This is a genomic window from Haloarcula sp. CBA1129, from assembly GCF_008729015.1.
Taxonomy (GTDB): domain Archaea; phylum Halobacteriota; class Halobacteria; order Halobacteriales; family Haloarculaceae; genus Haloarcula.
Genome location: NZ_RKSM01000001.1, coordinates 883,985 through 900,882 on the forward strand (window position 1 = coordinate 883,985; position 16,898 = coordinate 900,882).

24 protein-coding genes and 1 pseudogene are annotated in these 16,898 nt (G+C 57.2%); 16 read left to right on the plus strand and 9 right to left on the minus strand.

Annotated features, from left to right (window positions below; all coding sequences use genetic code 11):
* Nucleotides 1-34: 34 nt before the first annotated feature.
* Nucleotides 35-670 (minus strand): hypothetical protein, encoded by a 636-nt coding sequence (locus tag Har1129_RS04345; RefSeq protein WP_146418301.1) that lies wholly within the window; start codon nt 668-670, stop codon nt 35-37.
* A 782-nt stretch (nt 671-1,452) separates the two neighbouring features.
* Here Har1129_RS04345 and Har1129_RS04350 point away from each other — a divergent pair.
* The 10 genes from Har1129_RS04350 (at nt 1,453) to Har1129_RS04395 (ending at nt 5,716) form a co-directional block, all read left to right on the plus strand.
* Nucleotides 1,453-1,743 carry a hypothetical protein gene (locus Har1129_RS04350; protein WP_151099576.1) on the plus strand — a complete coding sequence of 97 codons (291 nt, stop codon included), beginning with the start codon at nt 1,453-1,455 and terminating at the stop codon, nt 1,741-1,743.
* Nucleotides 1,740-2,054, plus strand: a complete 315-nt coding sequence (locus tag Har1129_RS04355) for a hypothetical protein (protein WP_151099577.1) — start codon at nt 1,740-1,742, stop codon at nt 2,052-2,054. The genes Har1129_RS04350 and Har1129_RS04355 overlap by 4 nt, the downstream gene beginning before the upstream one ends.
* Nucleotides 2,045-2,251 carry a hypothetical protein gene (locus tag Har1129_RS04360; RefSeq protein ID WP_151099578.1) on the plus strand — a complete coding sequence of 69 codons (207 nt, stop codon included), beginning with the start codon at nt 2,045-2,047 and terminating at the stop codon, nt 2,249-2,251. The genes Har1129_RS04355 and Har1129_RS04360 overlap by 10 nt, the downstream gene beginning before the upstream one ends.
* The gene (locus Har1129_RS04365; RefSeq protein ID WP_151099579.1) at nt 2,248-2,484 is read left to right on the plus strand and encodes a hypothetical protein; all 237 of its coding nucleotides are present in this window, start codon (nt 2,248-2,250) and stop codon (nt 2,482-2,484) included. Before Har1129_RS04360 ends, Har1129_RS04365 begins: the two co-directional genes overlap by 4 nt.
* 56 nt (nt 2,485-2,540) lie before the next feature.
* Complete coding sequence (locus tag Har1129_RS04370) at nt 2,541-2,906, plus strand: hypothetical protein (RefSeq protein WP_151099580.1); 366 nt, start codon at nt 2,541-2,543, stop codon at nt 2,904-2,906.
* 231 nt (nt 2,907-3,137) lie between these two features.
* On the plus strand, nt 3,138-3,341 hold the full coding sequence (locus Har1129_RS04375; RefSeq protein ID WP_151102082.1) for a hypothetical protein: 204 nt from the start codon (nt 3,138-3,140) through the stop codon (nt 3,339-3,341).
* Entirely contained in the window at nt 3,334-3,549 is a 216-nt protein-coding gene (locus Har1129_RS04380) for a hypothetical protein (RefSeq protein WP_151099581.1), read from the plus strand. The genes Har1129_RS04375 and Har1129_RS04380 overlap by 8 nt, the downstream gene beginning before the upstream one ends.
* Nucleotides 3,550-3,616: 67 nt before the next feature.
* Nucleotides 3,617-4,303 carry a hypothetical protein gene (locus Har1129_RS04385; RefSeq protein WP_151099582.1) on the plus strand — a complete coding sequence of 229 codons (687 nt, stop codon included), beginning with the start codon at nt 3,617-3,619 and terminating at the stop codon, nt 4,301-4,303.
* A 52-nt stretch (nt 4,304-4,355) separates the two neighbouring features.
* The gene (locus Har1129_RS04390) at nt 4,356-5,255 is read left to right on the plus strand and encodes a transcription initiation factor IIB family protein (RefSeq protein WP_151099583.1); all 900 of its coding nucleotides are present in this window, start codon (nt 4,356-4,358) and stop codon (nt 5,253-5,255) included.
* 74 nt (nt 5,256-5,329) lie between these two features.
* The gene (locus tag Har1129_RS04395) at nt 5,330-5,716 is read left to right on the plus strand and encodes a hypothetical protein (protein WP_151099584.1); all 387 of its coding nucleotides are present in this window, start codon (nt 5,330-5,332) and stop codon (nt 5,714-5,716) included.
* Between the two features lie 13 nt (nt 5,717-5,729).
* Here Har1129_RS04395 and Har1129_RS04400 read toward each other — a convergent pair whose 3' ends face one another.
* Nucleotides 5,730-6,092, minus strand: a complete 363-nt coding sequence (locus Har1129_RS04400; RefSeq protein ID WP_151099585.1) for a hypothetical protein — start codon at nt 6,090-6,092, stop codon at nt 5,730-5,732.
* Between the two features lie 106 nt (nt 6,093-6,198).
* Between Har1129_RS04400 and Har1129_RS04405 the strand changes: the two genes are divergently transcribed.
* The 5 genes from Har1129_RS04405 (at nt 6,199) to Har1129_RS20415 (ending at nt 8,497) form a co-directional block, all read left to right on the plus strand.
* A complete protein-coding gene (locus tag Har1129_RS04405) occupies nt 6,199-6,639 on the plus strand; it encodes a hypothetical protein (protein WP_151099586.1) in 441 nt (146 codons plus the stop codon).
* A 51-nt stretch (nt 6,640-6,690) separates the two neighbouring features.
* A complete protein-coding gene (locus tag Har1129_RS04410) occupies nt 6,691-6,963 on the plus strand; it encodes a helix-turn-helix transcriptional regulator (RefSeq protein WP_004516566.1) in 273 nt (90 codons plus the stop codon).
* Between the two features lie 57 nt (nt 6,964-7,020).
* Complete coding sequence (locus tag Har1129_RS04415; RefSeq protein WP_151099587.1) at nt 7,021-7,845, plus strand: N-6 DNA methylase; 825 nt, start codon at nt 7,021-7,023, stop codon at nt 7,843-7,845.
* A 60-nt stretch (nt 7,846-7,905) separates the two neighbouring features.
* A complete protein-coding gene (locus Har1129_RS04420; RefSeq protein WP_151099588.1) occupies nt 7,906-8,169 on the plus strand; it encodes a hypothetical protein in 264 nt (87 codons plus the stop codon).
* Between the two features lie 175 nt (nt 8,170-8,344).
* Entirely contained in the window at nt 8,345-8,497 is a 153-nt protein-coding gene (locus tag Har1129_RS20415) for a hypothetical protein (protein WP_191906253.1), read from the plus strand.
* Nucleotides 8,498-8,959: 462 nt separating this feature from the next.
* Here Har1129_RS20415 and Har1129_RS04430 read toward each other — a convergent pair whose 3' ends face one another.
* From Har1129_RS04430 to Har1129_RS04460, 7 genes and pseudogenes are all read right to left on the minus strand, one after another.
* Complete coding sequence (locus Har1129_RS04430; protein ID WP_053969488.1) at nt 8,960-9,955, minus strand: cytochrome d ubiquinol oxidase subunit II; 996 nt, start codon at nt 9,953-9,955, stop codon at nt 8,960-8,962.
* Complete coding sequence (locus Har1129_RS04435; RefSeq protein WP_151099589.1) at nt 9,948-11,396, minus strand: cytochrome ubiquinol oxidase subunit I; 1,449 nt, start codon at nt 11,394-11,396, stop codon at nt 9,948-9,950. Before Har1129_RS04435 ends, Har1129_RS04430 begins: the two co-directional genes overlap by 8 nt.
* A gap of 176 nt (nt 11,397-11,572) precedes the next feature.
* Nucleotides 11,573-11,981, minus strand: a pseudogene (locus Har1129_RS04440) (tyrosine-type recombinase/integrase); the annotation flags it as partial.
* Between the two features lie 11 nt (nt 11,982-11,992).
* Complete coding sequence (locus Har1129_RS04445; protein ID WP_151099590.1) at nt 11,993-13,015, minus strand: tyrosine-type recombinase/integrase; 1,023 nt, start codon at nt 13,013-13,015, stop codon at nt 11,993-11,995.
* A 354-nt stretch (nt 13,016-13,369) separates the two neighbouring features.
* The gene (locus Har1129_RS04450; RefSeq protein WP_151099591.1) at nt 13,370-15,043 is read right to left on the minus strand and encodes a transposase; all 1,674 of its coding nucleotides are present in this window, start codon (nt 15,041-15,043) and stop codon (nt 13,370-13,372) included.
* 190 nt (nt 15,044-15,233) lie between these two features.
* Nucleotides 15,234-15,662, minus strand: coding sequence for a low molecular weight phosphatase family protein (locus tag Har1129_RS04455; protein ID WP_151099592.1), 429 nt, complete (start codon nt 15,660-15,662; stop codon nt 15,234-15,236).
* 81 nt (nt 15,663-15,743) lie between these two features.
* Nucleotides 15,744-16,133, minus strand: a complete 390-nt coding sequence (locus Har1129_RS04460; RefSeq protein ID WP_151099593.1) for a metalloregulator ArsR/SmtB family transcription factor — start codon at nt 16,131-16,133, stop codon at nt 15,744-15,746.
* Between the two features lie 434 nt (nt 16,134-16,567).
* Here Har1129_RS04460 and arsD point away from each other — a divergent pair, with 434 nt between their 5' ends.
* Entirely contained in the window at nt 16,568-16,897 is a 330-nt protein-coding gene (gene arsD / locus Har1129_RS04465) for an arsenite efflux transporter metallochaperone ArsD (protein ID WP_151099594.1), read from the plus strand.
* Nucleotide 16,898 lies beyond the last annotated feature (1 nt).

A 16,898-nucleotide genomic window follows, 5' to 3' on the forward strand; every position in this document is an offset into this window, starting at 1 on the left:
ACACCAACGATATGTGAACTGTTCTATGATAGCCTCACGTGTCTTCAACGTATGTCTGGTAAATATAAGTGGCATGATGACTCTGAAGATACTCCCCACGCTGTAAGTCCAGTAAGAACTCCTCAGCCTCATCGGCTTCGTCCGGAATTTGCTGTCCGACGTACTGGAGATAATCCATCAGATCGTATGCCTCTCCTGTCCCCCAGTCCAGTGTGGAATCAACCTCCCGAAACATATTATAATTCTCTAACGTGTGTCTCCGAACAGCCTTGTCTACCCCCTCCTCGATCACCCACTGTACCAGACTTTCAGCCTCGGGGATTCCCGTGATGATCTGGGAGTACACAAACAGTGCTATCCAGTCTCTCAGACATCGGCCCAAGAGGGGTATTTCGGGATATGGTGGTGCATCCCCTCTCTGTCGTTGCGCTTGTGAGCGGTATATCCAGTCGTCCGTTCCATTCCAGAGCATGGAAACATCTCGGTTAGGCAATGCACGATATAGAATGTGGAAATCAAACATCGCGTTCCTCACCCGCTGTCTGATTTGGTACCGCTTCTGATACCGCTGATTGTCATTCAATTCTTCCTTTAAATCGCCGCGTAGGAACTTTCTATCCCGCTTTGTCAGAATACCTCGTTCTCGATTGACCCAGTCGAAATCACTCATTATAATCTTAGCTTCACAGCTAAGGCCATTAGCTCTGTGGCTAATGATCATTTGGTTTATGCATCCAGCAGACTACTACCTATTTGTATGTCAGGAATTGCCCTTATCGGTGCGATCTTAGCCGTCATGATCCTGAACGTCGCGCCCAGTGCGATACCAGTACAGCTCACCGGCCAGTTGCACTTGTTGTATGTACTGACGACGCTATTTATTGGCGTTCTTACTTTCAAGATACTCAGTCAGTAACAGTAATTCCGAATTTTAAGCCAGTTTATTGCACGCTGATCGGGGGGATGGCCGGTGTATGTGGGTACGGGATCTCTGTGATACCCGGGCCCCATTCCCCCTATTGGTGCTCCATCCTGGATGTTTATCGGAGTCGTATACTGCCCCAGTCGGCCACCTTTTCGGGTCAACTTCACCAATAACATGGAGAAGCCCCTCGGTAGTCCATCTATAAGCGATATAGATACACTCGGTTTGAGCGTGTCGTCGAAATCACCGTATGAGACTGTTTCTACGAACCACTTTGCTGACTCTCGTATTTCCCATGCTCTACTGCACACTTGTGCTCATTTCCGGGCGTTGTGCCACTGAGCCACCCCAACGATATCCAATAAATACCATTTTAATTAACATTATTACAACACGCTTAGTTCTGCTCAATTTGCAGACAGACTGAGCGGGGATTTCGGGCACCTAAGTAGGTAAATAAACCGAATACACGACTGTCTTACCCCTGATTTTGTGTTCCTCTGGCGGGTGAGAGGATGTCTCGAAATATGTCTTGTCGCCGTTCAGAAGACCTGTCTCGGTCAACCACTCCGCAGTTCGTCGAGTCCATCGCGACGACTGTTCGAGCGCGGTCTAACAGCACTGACGTTGAGGCCGCTGTCCTCCGTGCTGTGGCTCGGCGATCGGACAGCATTACCCTACCAGACGTACTCGAACTTCGCTCACTGCTGGACGTCGACGGCGAACAAGCCGACACTCTAGAGGAACGAGTCCGGACCATCATCAGCGCTATCGACGCCGAACTCGCTGGCTGGGACCGACAGGAGGCCCTTGCATGACGCCAGCGGGAACAGCGACGTTGGGGGACTTCGGTGCTGGTGGCCCTCGATCTGATGTCCTGATCGACACGGAGGCCGCAGCACAGGAGGCCGTCGCCGGCGAGTGGGAATTTCTCGCCGCCGGAAACGACACAATCGGCTGGCACATCCCCGACACCGGAGCCACAATCCTGCTCAAAGGCGGCGACGATGGCTGGACACTCGAACGCGCGACCAAACTGGTTGGGACCCGAAGCTCGCTCGATGAGGGGCTGGAACTCGCCCACTCCTACATGATGGGTCGACCGGAGGGAGCATCCACATGGCGATGATCGAACGCGACAGCTGGCATCGCGAGGAACGCCATCGGGTTCCGGCCGCGCTGGCACGGGCCCGGTTCTGGCAGTCGGTTGCGCCGCACAAGGTCGGGTTCTGGGAAGCCGTCGATGAGACCCTGCTGGCTGATTATCCGCACTGTCGGTACAAGCGCAAGACAACACTCGCTGACTTCCGGGAGGAAGATGCATGAGCGACGCCGACCCGATTCTCGATAAACTCCCGCCAGAGCGGCTGTTGGACGCTGATCATCTCCAACCAATCGTGGCTGGCATCAACTGCATACACTCAATCGAGACAATCCAGCAGTATCTCGCCCACGAGAACCAGCACAAAAACCGGACGCCAGTCCAGTCTCACCTTCAAGAGCGGGCACGCGAGATCCGCCGCGACGAATCGGATGCTGAGGAGCAAGCAGCCGCGTAATTTCTGAGCCCCAACGGGGTGAGGGGCGTCCCGCAGCGGGCGCTCCGCTGGTGATTATGTGTGAGAACAAGACAGACGAAACGGCCGCACAGCAGTGCGACGACCTCGATATCGACCCCGACACCGTAGATATCGGTGACGGACTGAAAACAGCCGAAACCGCGCCCGAAGTTGTTGTCGGTGGTGTTGACGCGGAAAACAAACGCGTGAAGGTGTACTCTTCGTCCGGCGAACTCCGAATCAACCGCTGGGTCAGCATGGACCTGTTCAGCGTCCACTCTTCAAATGAGGACATCCAGACTGACGCCGACCGTGAAGAGTGGCTGAACGAGACGCTGCCGAAGAAGGCCACGCATATCGACGGAAACGTGTACCCACTCAGGTATGCCATCGACGAGAACGGGGATGTGGTCACAAAATAACTGAGGAGCCGTACCAGCCCTTCTCTGTCTTTATCTCACGTCCACGGTTCCCGAGCGCAAGCGCTCGGGGGACACGCTCCACCTTGGACCGGCAGGCCGGTCCGGCGGTCCCGCTTCTGGAGGCAGGTAGGCTCATCGCGATGAATTAGATGGCTGTGAACGAGCCGCCGTGTGATTTCTGTGCCCCAGTCGGGTGAGGGGCGTCCGACAGCGGGCGCTCTGCTACCGATTATGTGTGAGAACAAGACAGTCGAGACAACTGCACAGCAGTACGACAACTACCCTGATCCCGACGCCATCGTTCACTTTGGCGATGTCTCGGAGGAACTGGTCGAGTTGGTCGCGGAAACGCTGGAGACATCGGAGGTTCTGTCGACCTCTCGCGACGACCTGCCCGAAACGACACTACTCGTCGAGGAAGTCGAAAATGAGTGACGACCAGCTGTTCATAATCGTCAGGGGCGTCGGACCAGCCGACTTCCCCGAACGCGAAGCAGGCTCTCCCGAACGAGACGAAGCCGTTGCTCTCGCCAACGATATCCACGATCTGCTTCGTGAGGAGTACGGCAAAGAAGAGATCGAGGGCGTCATCCCGGTGGTCAATCCCGACGAATACGAGCGACTGGTGACTGCAAGACGCTGACTGCGAAAGTTTTCTGCGCCCCATGGGGGTGAGGGGCGTCCCATAGAGGGCGTTCCGCCTGTCACTCATGGCTACAACGGAATCCAGTAGCGACGCCGGAGGCATCGACGTCAGCGATATCGAGGACGCAGCGCCGAACAGCCGTACCGTTCGGGCGCTGACCGAAGTCATGACCGTCTTGGACTCGATTGGGCGGGCACGAAACGCCGACGACCTCTTCCTGGTCAACTCCGGGTCCGGCTCAGAGTACCTTGTCGACGCTCGGACAGGCAGTTGCGAGTGCAAGTGGAAGCAGTACAATCCCGGTGAGGAATGCAAACACCAGAAGCGAGTCGCCTTCGCGACCGGCAAGCGGCCCATTCCGCAGTGGGTGGACGACGACGCGCTGGACGACCAGTTTGGTATGCACGTCGACGGCGAACCCCAGCAAGCAGTCCCCGACGGCGGAGTCATGCAGGTTCGGTTCGATGACAGCGGCGTCACAGACCCGGCAGCCGACCCCTTCGCTGTCCACTCTGAGGACGAGCCACGAACGAAGCGAGCGAAACAAGAAGATATCGACGTCTCGTTTCTGGCAAAGCCGGGCCGCTACGAGGTTCACTCAGCGTCGGACAGTCGCTACGCGGTAGATGTGCTTGAGGAGACGTGCAGTTGTCCCGATGTCGCTGAGCGGTGCAAGCATCTTCGCCGGGTCGACATCGAGATCAACGCCGAGCGAGTCCCCCGGCCGGATGGAAAGTTGCCAGACGCGTAACGGCCCAGTAGCGTGTTTTCTGCCCCTCTGGTGAGCGAGAGGCGTATTCTCGATGGCTTCACGAACTGTCCAGACCGAACTGGTTGCATCACAACAGCCCTGTCCCGAGTGTGGCGGAACACTCGACAGCAGTGGGCGGGAAACGCATTGCACGGATTGTGGCCTGGTGGTCGAGGCAGAACAGGTCGACCGTGGCCCCGAGTGGCGAGCGTACAATCGGGAGGAACAGAAGCGGACAGGGGCTCCCCGGACGGTGACTCGCCACGACCGAGGATTGTCGACAGATATCGGGTCGACTGAGAGTTCAGATATCTCGTCGAGACGGCGTCAACGGCTTGCTCGCCAGCGACGACTCCACGGCCGGTCGAAGTTCAACAGCAAGCGCGACCGGAACCTCGCACACGGGCTTGGCGAAATCCGACGGATTGGAAGTGCGCTGTCTGAAAGTAAAGCGGTCAAAGAGCAGGCATCCACGCTCTTCCGGGAAGCACAGAAGGCAGACCTGCTGATCGGGCGGTCGATTGAGGGCGGTGCAGCGGCCGCCGTGTACGCCGCCTGTCGATGCAACGGCCTCGTCAGGATGGAGACGGTAGCCGACGTTGCCCGGTGTTCCACGTCGCACATCTGGACCTGTTATCGGACGCTCTTGACCGAACTCGAACTGCCGATCCCGGTTTCGCTGCCGGTGGACTGGGTGGCGAGGATCTGTTCGGACCTTCCACTGGATGTTACTCCAAGGATTCGCCAGCGGGCGCTGGCACTGGCTGAGGAGGCGACCAGATCGACGGACATCAACGGGCGACCGGACGGTGTCGCCGCGGGTGCGCTTTACATCGCTGGCCAAGAGTCAGATATACGGTTGACACAGGCGACCATCAGCGAGACGGCGGACCTCGATATCACGACGACCCGACGGTGGTACCAACAGATTGCGGAGACCATTGTTGAGTGAGCGGCCTTGACCGACTGTTTTGTGTGTCCCAGTCGGGTGCAGGACGGGCCAGAAAGCGCGTCCTGAAAAGATCTATGTCAGTTACCAGTACTCCTAAGACAGTAGCACAGCACGACTCTGGGACCGTTTTTGACTCACCGCCAGCGCTCCGGTCGCCAGCTAAGGTCGCGTCGTTTGTCGAGCAAGTCCTCGTCGAACTTCGCCACGAGGCAGTGGCTGCTCGGTACGTGACTGATCTAGACCAAACTGGAGCGAAGACGATCTGGTGTCGGGTCGAGCACACGGCGCTGGACGTCGACGCTGCGTATGCCCAGATCCGAGACGATCAACGATTGGGCGTTGGTATCGAACCGTGCTCGCAGGCGACGGTTCGAGAACGACTGTGCCAGTGTCTCGATTATGACCGGAGCGGGCGCGTCGACGTGCGACCGCTGGCTGGTGTCGAGTTTGAGAGCGGCTGATCCCGTTCAACTGCTACTCTTTTCTTGGCAGGTTAAGTTCGTTGAGGGCAGCGTGCTGGCGAAGAACACAGAGATGCGGGCAGACGGTTGTCGCCTGGAAGACGTCGCAGCTGCACCAGCCGGCGTGGGTCCCGTTGGGATGCTCGGCCAGCGAGCAGTTCGCAGGACAGTCGTTGTCGACGGAGACGAGGAACAGGTCTGGACGGCCGCCGTCCGTGACATCGACAGCAGCATCAAGAGCAGCGTTCCACGTTGCTGACCGGTCATCTCGGATCTGCTGGAAGTCAAGGTCGCGGGTGCCGCTGGGCTGGCGGGAAACCCGCTGATCTGTGAGCGAACATTCGCTGGTCGTGGTGGGGGACTCGGCTGTTTTCATGATGAGTCCTCGTCCTAACACGCACACACTCAAACAGCAAAAAAGTTGTCTCAGAGGTAACCAGCGGTGGATTTTGTGCTTCTCCGATGGCTGAGAGAATCCAATTATGAGCAGTAAATACCGACGTGGTGATACTGGCCAGAAAAAGTTGAAGTGGCGCTGGAAAGACGAGACTGACAATCGGTCGCTGCCCCAGTCGTGGGCCGACAACGGTCGCACAGAATCTCCCGAAGAAGACGAAGTGCAACTGTACGCAATTGAGTGCCGGGCTGGACTCTTGCTTGAGTGGCTGGTCAATACACGGACTGGGAAGTTGCTCCGGGGTCCGTTGAGCGAGAAGCCGGGAATGCGCGTTCTATACGTCACTGCTGACGGTGAGCACGCAGTCGTCGAAGAGTCCGAAGCTCGCGAAATTGACGGTAGTTGGAGGCCTCCCAAGCAGTTTGCCAGCGTCATCTCAAAGAAGATAGACGAGGCTGACCCTGTACCAGACCCCAGTCAGGACCACTATTCCCGCTCGGTCAGGGACCTGTACGATTTGGAGTGACGGCGGCGAGGTCATGGCAATACACTTGTTCTTCGTATTCAACCAGCCAATATGGACGATCTGACAGGGTTTCAACGAGACTTATTGTTCGTGGTCGCTGGGCAATCCGAACCGGCCGGTGTTGCGATCAAAGACGAAATTGAAGAGTATTACCGGAAGGAGATCCACTACGGCCGACTGTATCCGAATCTAGATACGCTCATCGACAAAGGTCTCCTCGAGAAAGGGAAGAAAGACGGACGGACGAATTCTTACCTAGTCACCAATCGTGGGCGTCGAGAGCTTCAAGCCCGACTCGACTGGGAACGCCAGTACAACGCCTGACCAGACTCCTGACTGTGGGGTGGCCGGATTTTGTGACTCTCTGTGGGCTGAGAGAGTATGGCTTCGCCACAGATCGACGTTGACGAAATCATTGAAACGCTTGCACAGATTCGCCAACGCGGGCACAGCGCCCACACGGTCTTCCGAGACTGGGTCAACCTCATGTTGTTCGCACTCCAACGCCGGGACGATCCGTACCTGGAGATCGTCGACGATTATCGAGAGCGCGGTGACATGGACCACCCTGACGGGCAGCGGTCGGTCGACCTCTTCTCGAAAGCGTTCGGCCAGCTGCAAGAGCGGATGGCAGCCACGGATGCTGATGTTCTGGGCGCAGTCTACGAGGAATACGGGGTGTCTAGCGATGCGTTCGGGCAGCACTTCACACCACACAGGGTTTGCGAGACGATGGTAGAGATTGCTGGTGTCGTCGACGAGAACGATACCGACGACCGACAGACGGTTTGTGACCCGACCTGTGGGAGCGGTCGGATGCTCTTGACTGCCGGTCGGAAACAGCCAGACGCGCTGTTTGTCGGGCAAGACAAGGACCCACTGTGTGCCCGCATGACCGCGCTGAATTGCTGTTTCCTGAATCTAGACGCCTACATCGTGCAAGGTGACTCGCTGACTGTCGAGTTCCAGCGGGCGTGGGAGACCTCCTACTCTCCGATGGGTGGGAGCGTTCGTGAACTTGACGACGAGGCGGTCGAGGATCTTCACGGGTGGATGACCGACGCCTTCGAGAACACGGTCGAAGGAGGGAGCCAGTCCGGCTCAGAACAGCAGACAGAGATGGATTCGGGTGACCGGACGCCGCCGGTCACGACGTCTGTCCCGAGTGAACAGGCCAGTCTGGGTGCGTTCGAGAGCAGCGATTGAGGCTGTTTTGTGCGCCCCAGTCGGGTGCGGGGCGTTCCAGTGAGAGCGTCCTGAGAAACAATGTCAGAAGAATCAGACACAGGGCCGGATACGGCTCCAGATTCGGTTGAAAAGGTCGAACGAACGGACTTTGGGTGCAGTATGGAGGCCCGGATGAAACGAGGAACCGGGACGCGAGACGAAGACAGTATGACGATCAAGTCGAAGGGTGAGACTGCTGCGGAGACGATTGCGGAGTTCTACGAACTCTTGGAAGAGTACGAGCAGGAGATCAGTGATCGGCTTCGGGATGTTCAGCCAGGGGAAGACGAGGCAGGCGATTAACGCGACGAGTAGGACTCTCTATTATACTGCTAAGCGGTTTTGGGTGGGTGTGACCGCGACGGCAGAGCACACGGTTCTGTTAATTAGCGCGAGACAGTGGCTAAACGCTTATATCCGAGGATAGGCAATTTTTACGTCGAAGGAACACTGTCACACGCTCCTTTCATCCCCTTCCATGCCTGATGACACGCAGAGTCTCGGCCGCTGTCCAAACTGCGACGAGCGTATCACAACTCCGTGGCTGCTGGTTGAATACGAGAAAGACGATGGTACAGAGGGTATCTGGGCGGAGTGTCCGACGTGTGAAGATGTCGTTGCGCCCGAGTAGTCTATTTATTAGCCAATACGATTATCTGATAAAAAGCCTATACGCGCTGTACAAGATTCATAGAGTGGATCGAGCGTTCGGGAGAGGTATCGGCTTTGGACTGTGACTCACCCTCCTTGGTGCCCTCTTTTTTTCACTGCTTGGCTTTGGCGATTATCAGCATCGCCAGTCCAGTGGAATCGCATAATTTCAGAAGTTGAGGCCGGCGTTCTCAATGCATATGGAACTCCCTTCCTTCGATGGCCCCAGCTAGAGTGTCTGCTCGACAAACTGCGAGACAATGCAGTCCTCAGAAGTCCGAAGCCGATACGCTCCGTCGCGTTCCAGTTGCCGGCACTGGTGATGTGTGACGCCGAGAGAGATACACTATCGCGAGGATGTGATTCTATCATATCGCACACATCGCCGATCGGAGAGCCACCAGTACTGAGCGGAGAAGGGAACGACGAGAGGTTGGTGTGGTTACCCCCCGTAGCCCTCTCCCTCGATAGGGCCGCTAAACACGCCGTAGAGGAACTTGAAGTACCACAGTACCAGCAGCAGGACCGGAAACCCGAGGACGGTCACGAGGTTCAGCGCTAGTGGCGACACGACCGCTTCCCTAACCAGCAGCCCGGTTGGTGGATAAATCGTCGGGTACAGCAGAATTGCGACTAAGATCGTCAATAGTGTGGGCAGCGCCAGCGCGCTCGCGAGCCAGGCTTGGTACCGATCACGTCTGGCCAGTACGCTCCCGCCTAGCCCGACAGCGACCGAGAGAGCGACGACTGCAGCGACGGGCAGCGAGAGCACCGCGTCGGCAGCACCGCCCGCATCGGTCACGACGACGGTTCCCAGCAGCACGACCACACCGCCAAGGTACGCCAGTGTCGCACCGATGCCGTACGCTCGCAGTTCCGATGCCAGACCGGGCTCGGTCTTGGCTGCGAGGAACGCCGCCCCCGTGACTATCGAGACGGCGACTAGGCCGACGCCAGTCAACGCCACTGGTAGCGTCGCCCCGCCGAACAGCCAGCGACCCGCGAGCATCCCCAACAAGAGCGGCGTGAACACGCTCCCGCCGATGAACGCGTAGTCAGTGTAGCGCTTCCAGCGCTCGTCGTCGCGTTGCTCGCGGAGCTCCGGACCGAGGCCGCGGAACACCAACGCGACGACGAACCCGAGCGCGAGCAGATAGTTGTCCGCCAGGAGGCGCGAGTACACGCGCGGGAACGCCGCTAGCAGCATCGTCCCGAAGGCGACGACCCACACCTCGTTCGCGTCCCAGACCGGTCCGAACGCCGCCAGGAACGTCTCCCGCTCGCGTTCGTCCGTCCGGGTCGCGTAAAGCATCCCGATACCGAAGTCGAACCCGTCGAGGACGACGTACATCCCCAACGCGAACAGCACGGCGCCGAACCAGATCTCTGGCAGCGATTCGACGAGGTAGGCGTCGACGGGCAACAGCGGGTCAGTCATCGCTACTCACCCACGGAATCGGGCCGTGCCAGCGGCCGCCACTCGACTTTCGGACGCCGAGTGACCGGAGTTCCTCCCGGACCAGCCACTTCAGGATGTACAGCGCAGTCAGCATCAGCCCGACGTAGAGCACGACGAACCCGCCTAGGGTCAGTGTCGCCTCGGCCCCGGTGAGCGTCGATGACACCGCCTCGCTCGTTTTGAGCTCGCCCTGGATGACCCACGGCTGCCGGCCGATCTCAGTGACGTACCAGCCGGTGAGCAACGCAGCGTAGCCGAACGGCGATGCAGCGATCATCGCTTGCAGGTAGCGTGTGCTGTCGGCCAACCGGCCTCGGTACATGAGGAACCCGCCCCAGAGCGCGAGCCCGATGAACAGGAACCCGAGCCCGACCATGAAACGGAACGACCAGAACACGAGTGCTACGGGGGGGTTCTCCTCGTACTCGTTCAGTCCGATGACCTCGGCGTCGAAGTCCCCGCCACTGGCGAGGAATGACCCGACTGCGGGAAGGCTCACGGTGACGAGATTCTCGGCGCGCGGGTCGGTGAGTGCCTCAGGTGACTTCGGAAACGCGAGCAGGTGTAGGTCGGCCTGCCCCGTCTCGTAGTGAGCCTCCATCGCGGCAAACTTCTGTGGCTGGGTGTCCTCGACGTGGCGGCCATAGGCGTCGCCGTGGACCGCTTGGAACGGTGCGGAGACGATCAGGAGTACGACAGCCAGCTTGAGTGCGGTGTTCCAGGCTTCAGCGTCGGGCTTTTTCCAGACGATGTACGCCGAGACGCCCGCGACCAGCAGTGCGACCGAGATCACCGACGCGTTCATCATATGGACGTACATCCAGGGCATTCGCGGGGTGAAGAACGCGGCGAACGGGTCGGTTAGTTTGGCGATTTCCATCCCGTTGCGGGTGACCATCTCGTAGCCCCGTGGGGTCTGCATCCAAGCGTTGACGATCAAAATCCAGAACCCCGACAGCCAGGCACCGAAGCCGACGAGTACCGACGAGATGATATATGTCCGATCTTTGACGCGGTCGCGGCCGTACAGCAACACGCCGAGGAAGACGGCCTCTAAAAAGAACGCCATCTTCGCTTCGAAGGCTAGCGGGCCGCCGATCAGTTCACCGGCCACCTCGGCGAACTGTGGGAAGTTTGTGCCGAACTGGAAGCTCATCGGAATCCCGGTGACTGTACCCATCACGAAGCCGGCGGCGAAAACTTTCACCCAGAACGAGCGCAATCGCGCATACCGCCGCTCGCTCGTCCGCACGTCTTTCCAAGTAAAGTAGATAATAAACGGCGCGAGCCCGATCGAAAGGGACGCGAAGATGATGTGAACGGAAATCGTCCATCCGAATTGCATACGGCTTGCGAGTTCCGGAGATAGCAATGTCACCCATACCGGATCGACGGCACTCAATAGTGTGATTGGATCCATTCACCTCACGCTACGGCACAATAGTTTATGGGTAGCCCCATGGTTTCCACTTTGGTGTATTCACCACAACAGTATTGTATCATCAGAGACATACTGCCCGTACACCTCAATCGTCGTATCAGCATACGATAACTGATAGATCGAGTTGACCGATCCCAGCGATGATCATCACAACGCCGGCGAGCGCCGTGTGGCTTCAGTGGCTCCTCAAACTCGTAGTCGGACCACTCGCAGAGTTTGGCGAGGATATCGCGGGCTGTCTGCGTTGTGATCGACGGCGTCGGATCAAGCGCTTTCGCAGCGTTGTCGAGTCTGGGGAACACAGTCTCGTCGTCAGAAGTCTCTTGAAGTTGCTTCCAGCGCCGGAGTGGATCGAAAGCGTCGTTGAGGATTGGTACAGACTCACGGGGTACGATTCTTGCCGAACACCTGCATCGTACCGGCGTCGAGGTTGACGTGACGCCACCGGAGGCCGTTCCGCTCTTCATCATCAGAGACAGCGACGAGTTCCGCGCTGCGAGCACCTGAGTACGCGGGAAGGAGGACAAGTGCTTGATTGCGGTAGGCTGCTGTCCTGCCGATGTCGCTGTTCACTCCTACTCGCTGCTAACAATCTCATTCGCTTCGTCGCGTGTCCGCTTTGCGGCCTCCTGAGCGTAGCCCTTGTGTGTCGTCTCGATGGACTTGTGCCGCAGCACATCTTGTGCCAGCTGTGGATTTTCGCGATAGATTTCCCGACCGAGGCCACGACGAGCGCCGTGGGGTTTCAGCGGTTCCTCGAAGTCGTAGGCAGACCAGTCACAGAGGTCAGCGAGGATATCCCGGGCCGACTGCGTTGTGATCGACGGCGTCGGGTCAAGCGCTTTTGCCGCGTTGTCTAGTCTAGGGAACACAGCCTCGTCGCCATCGGGCTCTCGAAGTTGCTTCCAGCGTCGGAGTGGATCGAGACCGTCGTCGAGGATCGGCGCAGATTCACGAGTGCGATTCTTGCCGAACACCTGCATCGTACCGGCGTCGAGATCGACGTGCCGCCACCGAAGGCCGTTGCGGTCTTGATCGTCGGAGACGGCGACGAGTTCTGCGCTGCGAGCCCCAGAATAGGCGAGGAGGAAGACAAGTGCTTGATCGCGGTAGGCTGCCGTGCGGTCGATATCCTCGCTCTCGCCGGCTTCATCGACGCGAGCAGTGGCAGTCGCACAGATGGCTTCTCGGTCGCGTGTGGTCCAGTACTGCTGGTCACTCTCTGTCTCGTCGGTCGGAAGCGGGTCTTCGGCGTGGTTGGTCTTGGCCGGGTTTGTCTGGATCAGACCCTCGTAGACAGCCCAAGTGAGGAACGAGCGCAGATAGGCGAAGTACCGTCGTGCTGTCTCTGGGGAGATATCGTCCTGGTCCTCGGCCCGGGCAAGATCACGAGCGTACTGTCGACAGACGTCGTCGTCAATCTCCTCAGAGCTGCTGATTCCGTGCTGGTCGCGACTCCATGCTGCGAACTTTCGGAGGACGCTGGCGACGTTGGTTCGGTAGCGCCCGGAGTCGATATCGACGAGTCGTTTGTCGATGGCTGCTTCGAGGGCGTCATCCCCGGGAGTAGCGTCGTACTCAGGCGGAAGACGATCCATGCTTCCCGTACAGCGGCGGTGCGGGTAAAACTGGTGGTGCTTACTACATTAATACAAACCTAAACTGAAACCCAGAATTCCACCGTTTGGGGTGATTTCAGCGCATCAGACGCCAGTTCTCTACCTTATAAACTACATAGTGCTATATCAAAACCATTGGATGGGAAGTTGAGACTACAGCGGTTTTAGCGGGCCTGTAATGCATGTATTTGGCCGAATCGTCGACCGAAAACAGCTCCAGATTACCTCTCAATCAGCCATTCATATTGTACTACTGATAATATTACCAGATTCCGAAGATTTTCGATAGTGTAGCCACTCAAACTCCGTATTCACCCGAATTGAGTCGGCTCTCTACCCGATTCCGGTTTCCTTCTTCAACAGCGTTAGCGTGTTATCGGCCGTCACAATCAGCGAATGCTCGTATTCACCAGTTAGTTCGACCCGTACGAGCAGATCCACCGCTCGCCAAATCGAGTATAGCAGACACGCAAACGCGAAGTAGAAGAATCGTAACCCGAAATCCTTGGATGTCGTCGCGGCCATGAAGCGTTTGATCGACCGATAGCCGCTCTCAATCTCCCACCGGTACCCGTACTCAGTAAGGAAGCCACTACCGCGATTGGACATGAATACCGAGTACTGCCGGTAGTCGTCGTGTTCAGAATCCTCCTTCCGTCGGTAGATCAGCGTCGTCTCGTGCCATTCGTTCTTTCCGAGATGGAGCTTCCTGTCGGTCTCGTATCGGTCTTGACCCCGCTGGAGCAGGCGTTTGGCTTGGGCTCTCTCGCTGGTCTGCATCCGCTTGGGCACGACATACGACAGTCTGCGCTGGCTGAGCATCTCCAGAATATGCTGGCTGTCGAACTCCCGATCCATCAACACGTTATCGACATGGACCAGTTCCTCGGCAGAGTTGAGCAAGTCTTCGACGATCTCTTTCCGACTCTCGCCCTTCCGAACTGGTCGCGCATCCAGTACGATTGGGACAGCGTTCCCGACCAGTTGGACTGTCGCCCACTGGTAGGCGTACTCATCAGTTTGCTCTTTCGTTCCGATAATTTCGTCTTCATGCCCAGTCCTATCGCCTGTGAACGGGTCGGCTTCCGTAATATCGATAGCGACAATACCCGCTCGAACGAATTCCTCTCTCCCTGCTAACTCGTTCAATAGACGGTCAATTGCTTGGCGATACATCTCCCGAGACTGTTCAATCGACAGGTCGCGGATGTGCTCGCGATGAGCGTGACCCAGCGGTGTCCGATCCCGGGTCGATTCATAGACGAAGCTTCGGGCTCCTTCGTTAGCAGCCAGCCCCTCACGAAGTCCGAGATGCGTTTGTAAGTCCCAGTAGGCGTTCTCATGGATCTCACAGCCGTCGTCTCGATTCAGTGAGAAGGCTGGGAAGACGACACGGCTGACATGGTCCGTAATCGGTGCTGCTTCGTCGAGGATAGCTTGGTCACTAGTGTCTGATTCTTCCTCGTCACGCTGAAATGGAAGGTGTCGTTCTGGCTCTTGCGGAACAGCAACACCCGCGTCCTGAGCTTTGATTAGAACCGTCCGCGCAACCGCCTCAATTGTCTCACGAAACTCTGCAGTGAACCGTTCGTGCCATGTACGCCACAGCGTCGACTGGTCTGGGACGTTCCCCAAGCCCAGTTGCTCACGGAGGTTAGGGTGGTGGGTGAGGTACGTGAGAAGTGACGTTTCGTGGGTCCAGCCGTGAATTTCTTTGAGCAGAAACAGTCGGAACAGTTGGGTCATCCCGTACTGGGTGGCTTCCGAATACTGGTCGTGTGGTCGAAACTGAAAATACGCTACTGGGTAATGGGACGTAAACTCGTCGACGGAATTGTGGGCCTCGTGGTCGAACCATGTGGAGGCAACAGTCCGGATGTCTTCTTCGAGTCCGCCAAGAGAACTCCGGTCGTACAGTGGTGTCGAATCATATGCTGGCCACTCACTGTATGACTGTTGTGCGATCCGTCGAAAGACAGTGCGTTCAGAGTCACGAGTTGCAGCCACTACGGGAGGCTGCCCACGACAGGCTCAAGAATCCGTCTAACATGCCAGCACAAGAGTTGTTTTGTATCATATAGACTTAGTATCTATACGGTCCGAAACAGTGTGTCGCCCATGAAGGTTTGTCGAGATTCCAGGATTTCCACAGGTAAACACTGCCCACTCACAACACCGAAAGTATGCTTATTATTAATTAGTAGCCGGGGGAGAACTCGTCGAAGAGGTCTTTGACACGGTGGGCTATATCGTCTCGGATCTCGCGGACACGTTCCATATCTTGCCCATCAGGGTCGTCCAGTGCCCAATCACGGACATCGACGGTTTCCGCGTCGAGTTCCAAGGTCGAGCAGCCCATCGTTGCGACCATGTCACACGATTCCAGTTCGGCTGTCGAGACTTTCCGAGGTATCCGGTCTGAGAGGTCAATGTCGAGTTCGCGCATGACCGTGACAACTTCCTCATGCACGTGATCAGCAGGCCGTGTCCCACCGGTAAGTATCTCGACGCTGGATTCGAGACCGCGCTGCTCACGTTCCTGCTCGGCGAAGGCTGCTGACATCTGACTCCGGCCGGCGTTCTGTACACAGACGAACCCAAATTTCGTTGTCGAGTTATCGGTCATAGGCACTCAATCCGGCGTGTCGGTAATAAACTCTCGTCTGTGAACTACACTGGTCGCTACAACTCTCAGTCGGTAGATCGTTCATTTCCGAGACCCGTCGAGTGCGACCAGCAGCGCGTTTGCCCGTGCTGTCGTTCGGTATTTCCGCCATCTCCCGTCTTTCCGGCGAGTCAGGAGTCCGGCATCGGTGAGCTGGGAGAGCGCGTGACTGATGGCGCTGTCGCTGACATCCAGCAGCGGCGAGAACTCACAGACACAGAGCTCTCCGTCGGCAATGTGTAAGATCCGGACGATTTTGTACCGCGTTTCATTGGCGAGCGCGGACAACACACTTACGTCCGATTCAAGATCGGGACCGCCCGCGGCCGCGTCCAGTTCTTCGAGTTCGGCGAGTCGCTGGTCCACTTCCGCATCACCACAGCTACCGCTTTCTTCGGAGAGATACCGTTGTAACCGCTCGGTTGATGACATACACATAGGTTGAGGAGATAGTAAAGTAAGTGTTGTGGAGTATAGGTTGCAAAAACAGCAACATCAAAACGAGATTGTTTTAGTATATACTCATTCATTACTGTATTGCAGCGGACAGCAACACGTAACCAGTATCATTGGCGAGGGGTGAGATGATAGAACCCGATAATACGGCTTAGAGCTCACATGAAACGATTAACTAGTACAAAATTTCGGGAGAAAAAGTGCGCTTAGTCTCGTCAGGAGATCCGCGCGCTGCCGTCGAGTAAACGCGGTCCTGATGATGAACCGCGGGCAACGGACGGAATCGTTGGCTGACCGAAGGCTTGAAGTATATATGAATTAATGTTCAATTGAATCCGGCAGAATAGTTCCGATACGGTTGAAACTGACTCAAGCAGATTACCAATTCAATTGAACGACTCCGAAATACTATGACTGAACTCACCCTGTACGAAGAAGCGATGTGTTGTTCCACCGGCGTCTGTGGACCGGACCCCGACGACGAACTCGTCGAGGTCAGCGCCGCCCTTGACCAACTCGAAGACGAGTACGATGTTGAGGTAGTGCGGGCGAATATGCAACACAACATCGACCAGTTTCTGAACACCCAGCGCATCTACGATATGGTTCAGGAGAACGGTCCATCGATACTCCCGATTACTGTCGTCGACGGCGACATCGTCGCGAAATCGGAGTATCTCTCCTACGACGAACTCGCGAACGAACTGAGCGACGCGCAGAGTACCCCACAGGAAGCATAAC

Coding starts and splice junctions, on each gene's coding strand:
- Har1129_RS04345 (WP_146418301.1), bottom strand. CDS start 670: ATGAGTGATTTCGACTGGGTCAATCGAGAACGAGGTATTCTGACAAAG.
- Har1129_RS04350 (WP_151099576.1), top strand. CDS start 1,453: ATGTCTTGTCGCCGTTCAGAAGACCTGTCTCGGTCAACCACTCCGCAG.
- Har1129_RS04355 (WP_151099577.1), top strand. CDS start 1,740: ATGACGCCAGCGGGAACAGCGACGTTGGGGGACTTCGGTGCTGGTGGC.
- Har1129_RS04360 (WP_151099578.1), top strand. CDS start 2,045: ATGGCGATGATCGAACGCGACAGCTGGCATCGCGAGGAACGCCATCGG.
- Har1129_RS04365 (WP_151099579.1), top strand. CDS start 2,248: ATGAGCGACGCCGACCCGATTCTCGATAAACTCCCGCCAGAGCGGCTG.
- Har1129_RS04370 (WP_151099580.1), top strand. CDS start 2,541: ATGTGTGAGAACAAGACAGACGAAACGGCCGCACAGCAGTGCGACGAC.
- Har1129_RS04375 (WP_151102082.1), top strand. CDS start 3,138: ATGTGTGAGAACAAGACAGTCGAGACAACTGCACAGCAGTACGACAAC.
- Har1129_RS04380 (WP_151099581.1), top strand. CDS start 3,334: ATGAGTGACGACCAGCTGTTCATAATCGTCAGGGGCGTCGGACCAGCC.
- Har1129_RS04385 (WP_151099582.1), top strand. CDS start 3,617: ATGGCTACAACGGAATCCAGTAGCGACGCCGGAGGCATCGACGTCAGC.
- Har1129_RS04390 (WP_151099583.1), top strand. CDS start 4,356: ATGGCTTCACGAACTGTCCAGACCGAACTGGTTGCATCACAACAGCCC.
- Har1129_RS04395 (WP_151099584.1), top strand. CDS start 5,330: ATGTCAGTTACCAGTACTCCTAAGACAGTAGCACAGCACGACTCTGGG.
- Har1129_RS04400 (WP_151099585.1), bottom strand. CDS start 6,092: ATGAAAACAGCCGAGTCCCCCACCACGACCAGCGAATGTTCGCTCACA.
- Har1129_RS04405 (WP_151099586.1), top strand. CDS start 6,199: ATGAGCAGTAAATACCGACGTGGTGATACTGGCCAGAAAAAGTTGAAG.
- Har1129_RS04410 (WP_004516566.1), top strand. CDS start 6,691: ATGGACGATCTGACAGGGTTTCAACGAGACTTATTGTTCGTGGTCGCT.
- Har1129_RS04415 (WP_151099587.1), top strand. CDS start 7,021: ATGGCTTCGCCACAGATCGACGTTGACGAAATCATTGAAACGCTTGCA.
- Har1129_RS04420 (WP_151099588.1), top strand. CDS start 7,906: ATGTCAGAAGAATCAGACACAGGGCCGGATACGGCTCCAGATTCGGTT.
- Har1129_RS20415 (WP_191906253.1), top strand. CDS start 8,345: ATGCCTGATGACACGCAGAGTCTCGGCCGCTGTCCAAACTGCGACGAG.
- Har1129_RS04430 (WP_053969488.1), bottom strand. CDS start 9,955: ATGACTGACCCGCTGTTGCCCGTCGACGCCTACCTCGTCGAATCGCTG.
- Har1129_RS04435 (WP_151099589.1), bottom strand. CDS start 11,396: ATGGATCCAATCACACTATTGAGTGCCGTCGATCCGGTATGGGTGACA.
- Har1129_RS04445 (WP_151099590.1), bottom strand. CDS start 13,015: ATGGATCGTCTTCCGCCTGAGTACGACGCTACTCCCGGGGATGACGCC.
- Har1129_RS04455 (WP_151099592.1), bottom strand. CDS start 15,662: ATGACCGATAACTCGACAACGAAATTTGGGTTCGTCTGTGTACAGAAC.
- Har1129_RS04460 (WP_151099593.1), bottom strand. CDS start 16,133: ATGTCATCAACCGAGCGGTTACAACGGTATCTCTCCGAAGAAAGCGGT.
- arsD (WP_151099594.1), top strand. CDS start 16,568: ATGACTGAACTCACCCTGTACGAAGAAGCGATGTGTTGTTCCACCGGC.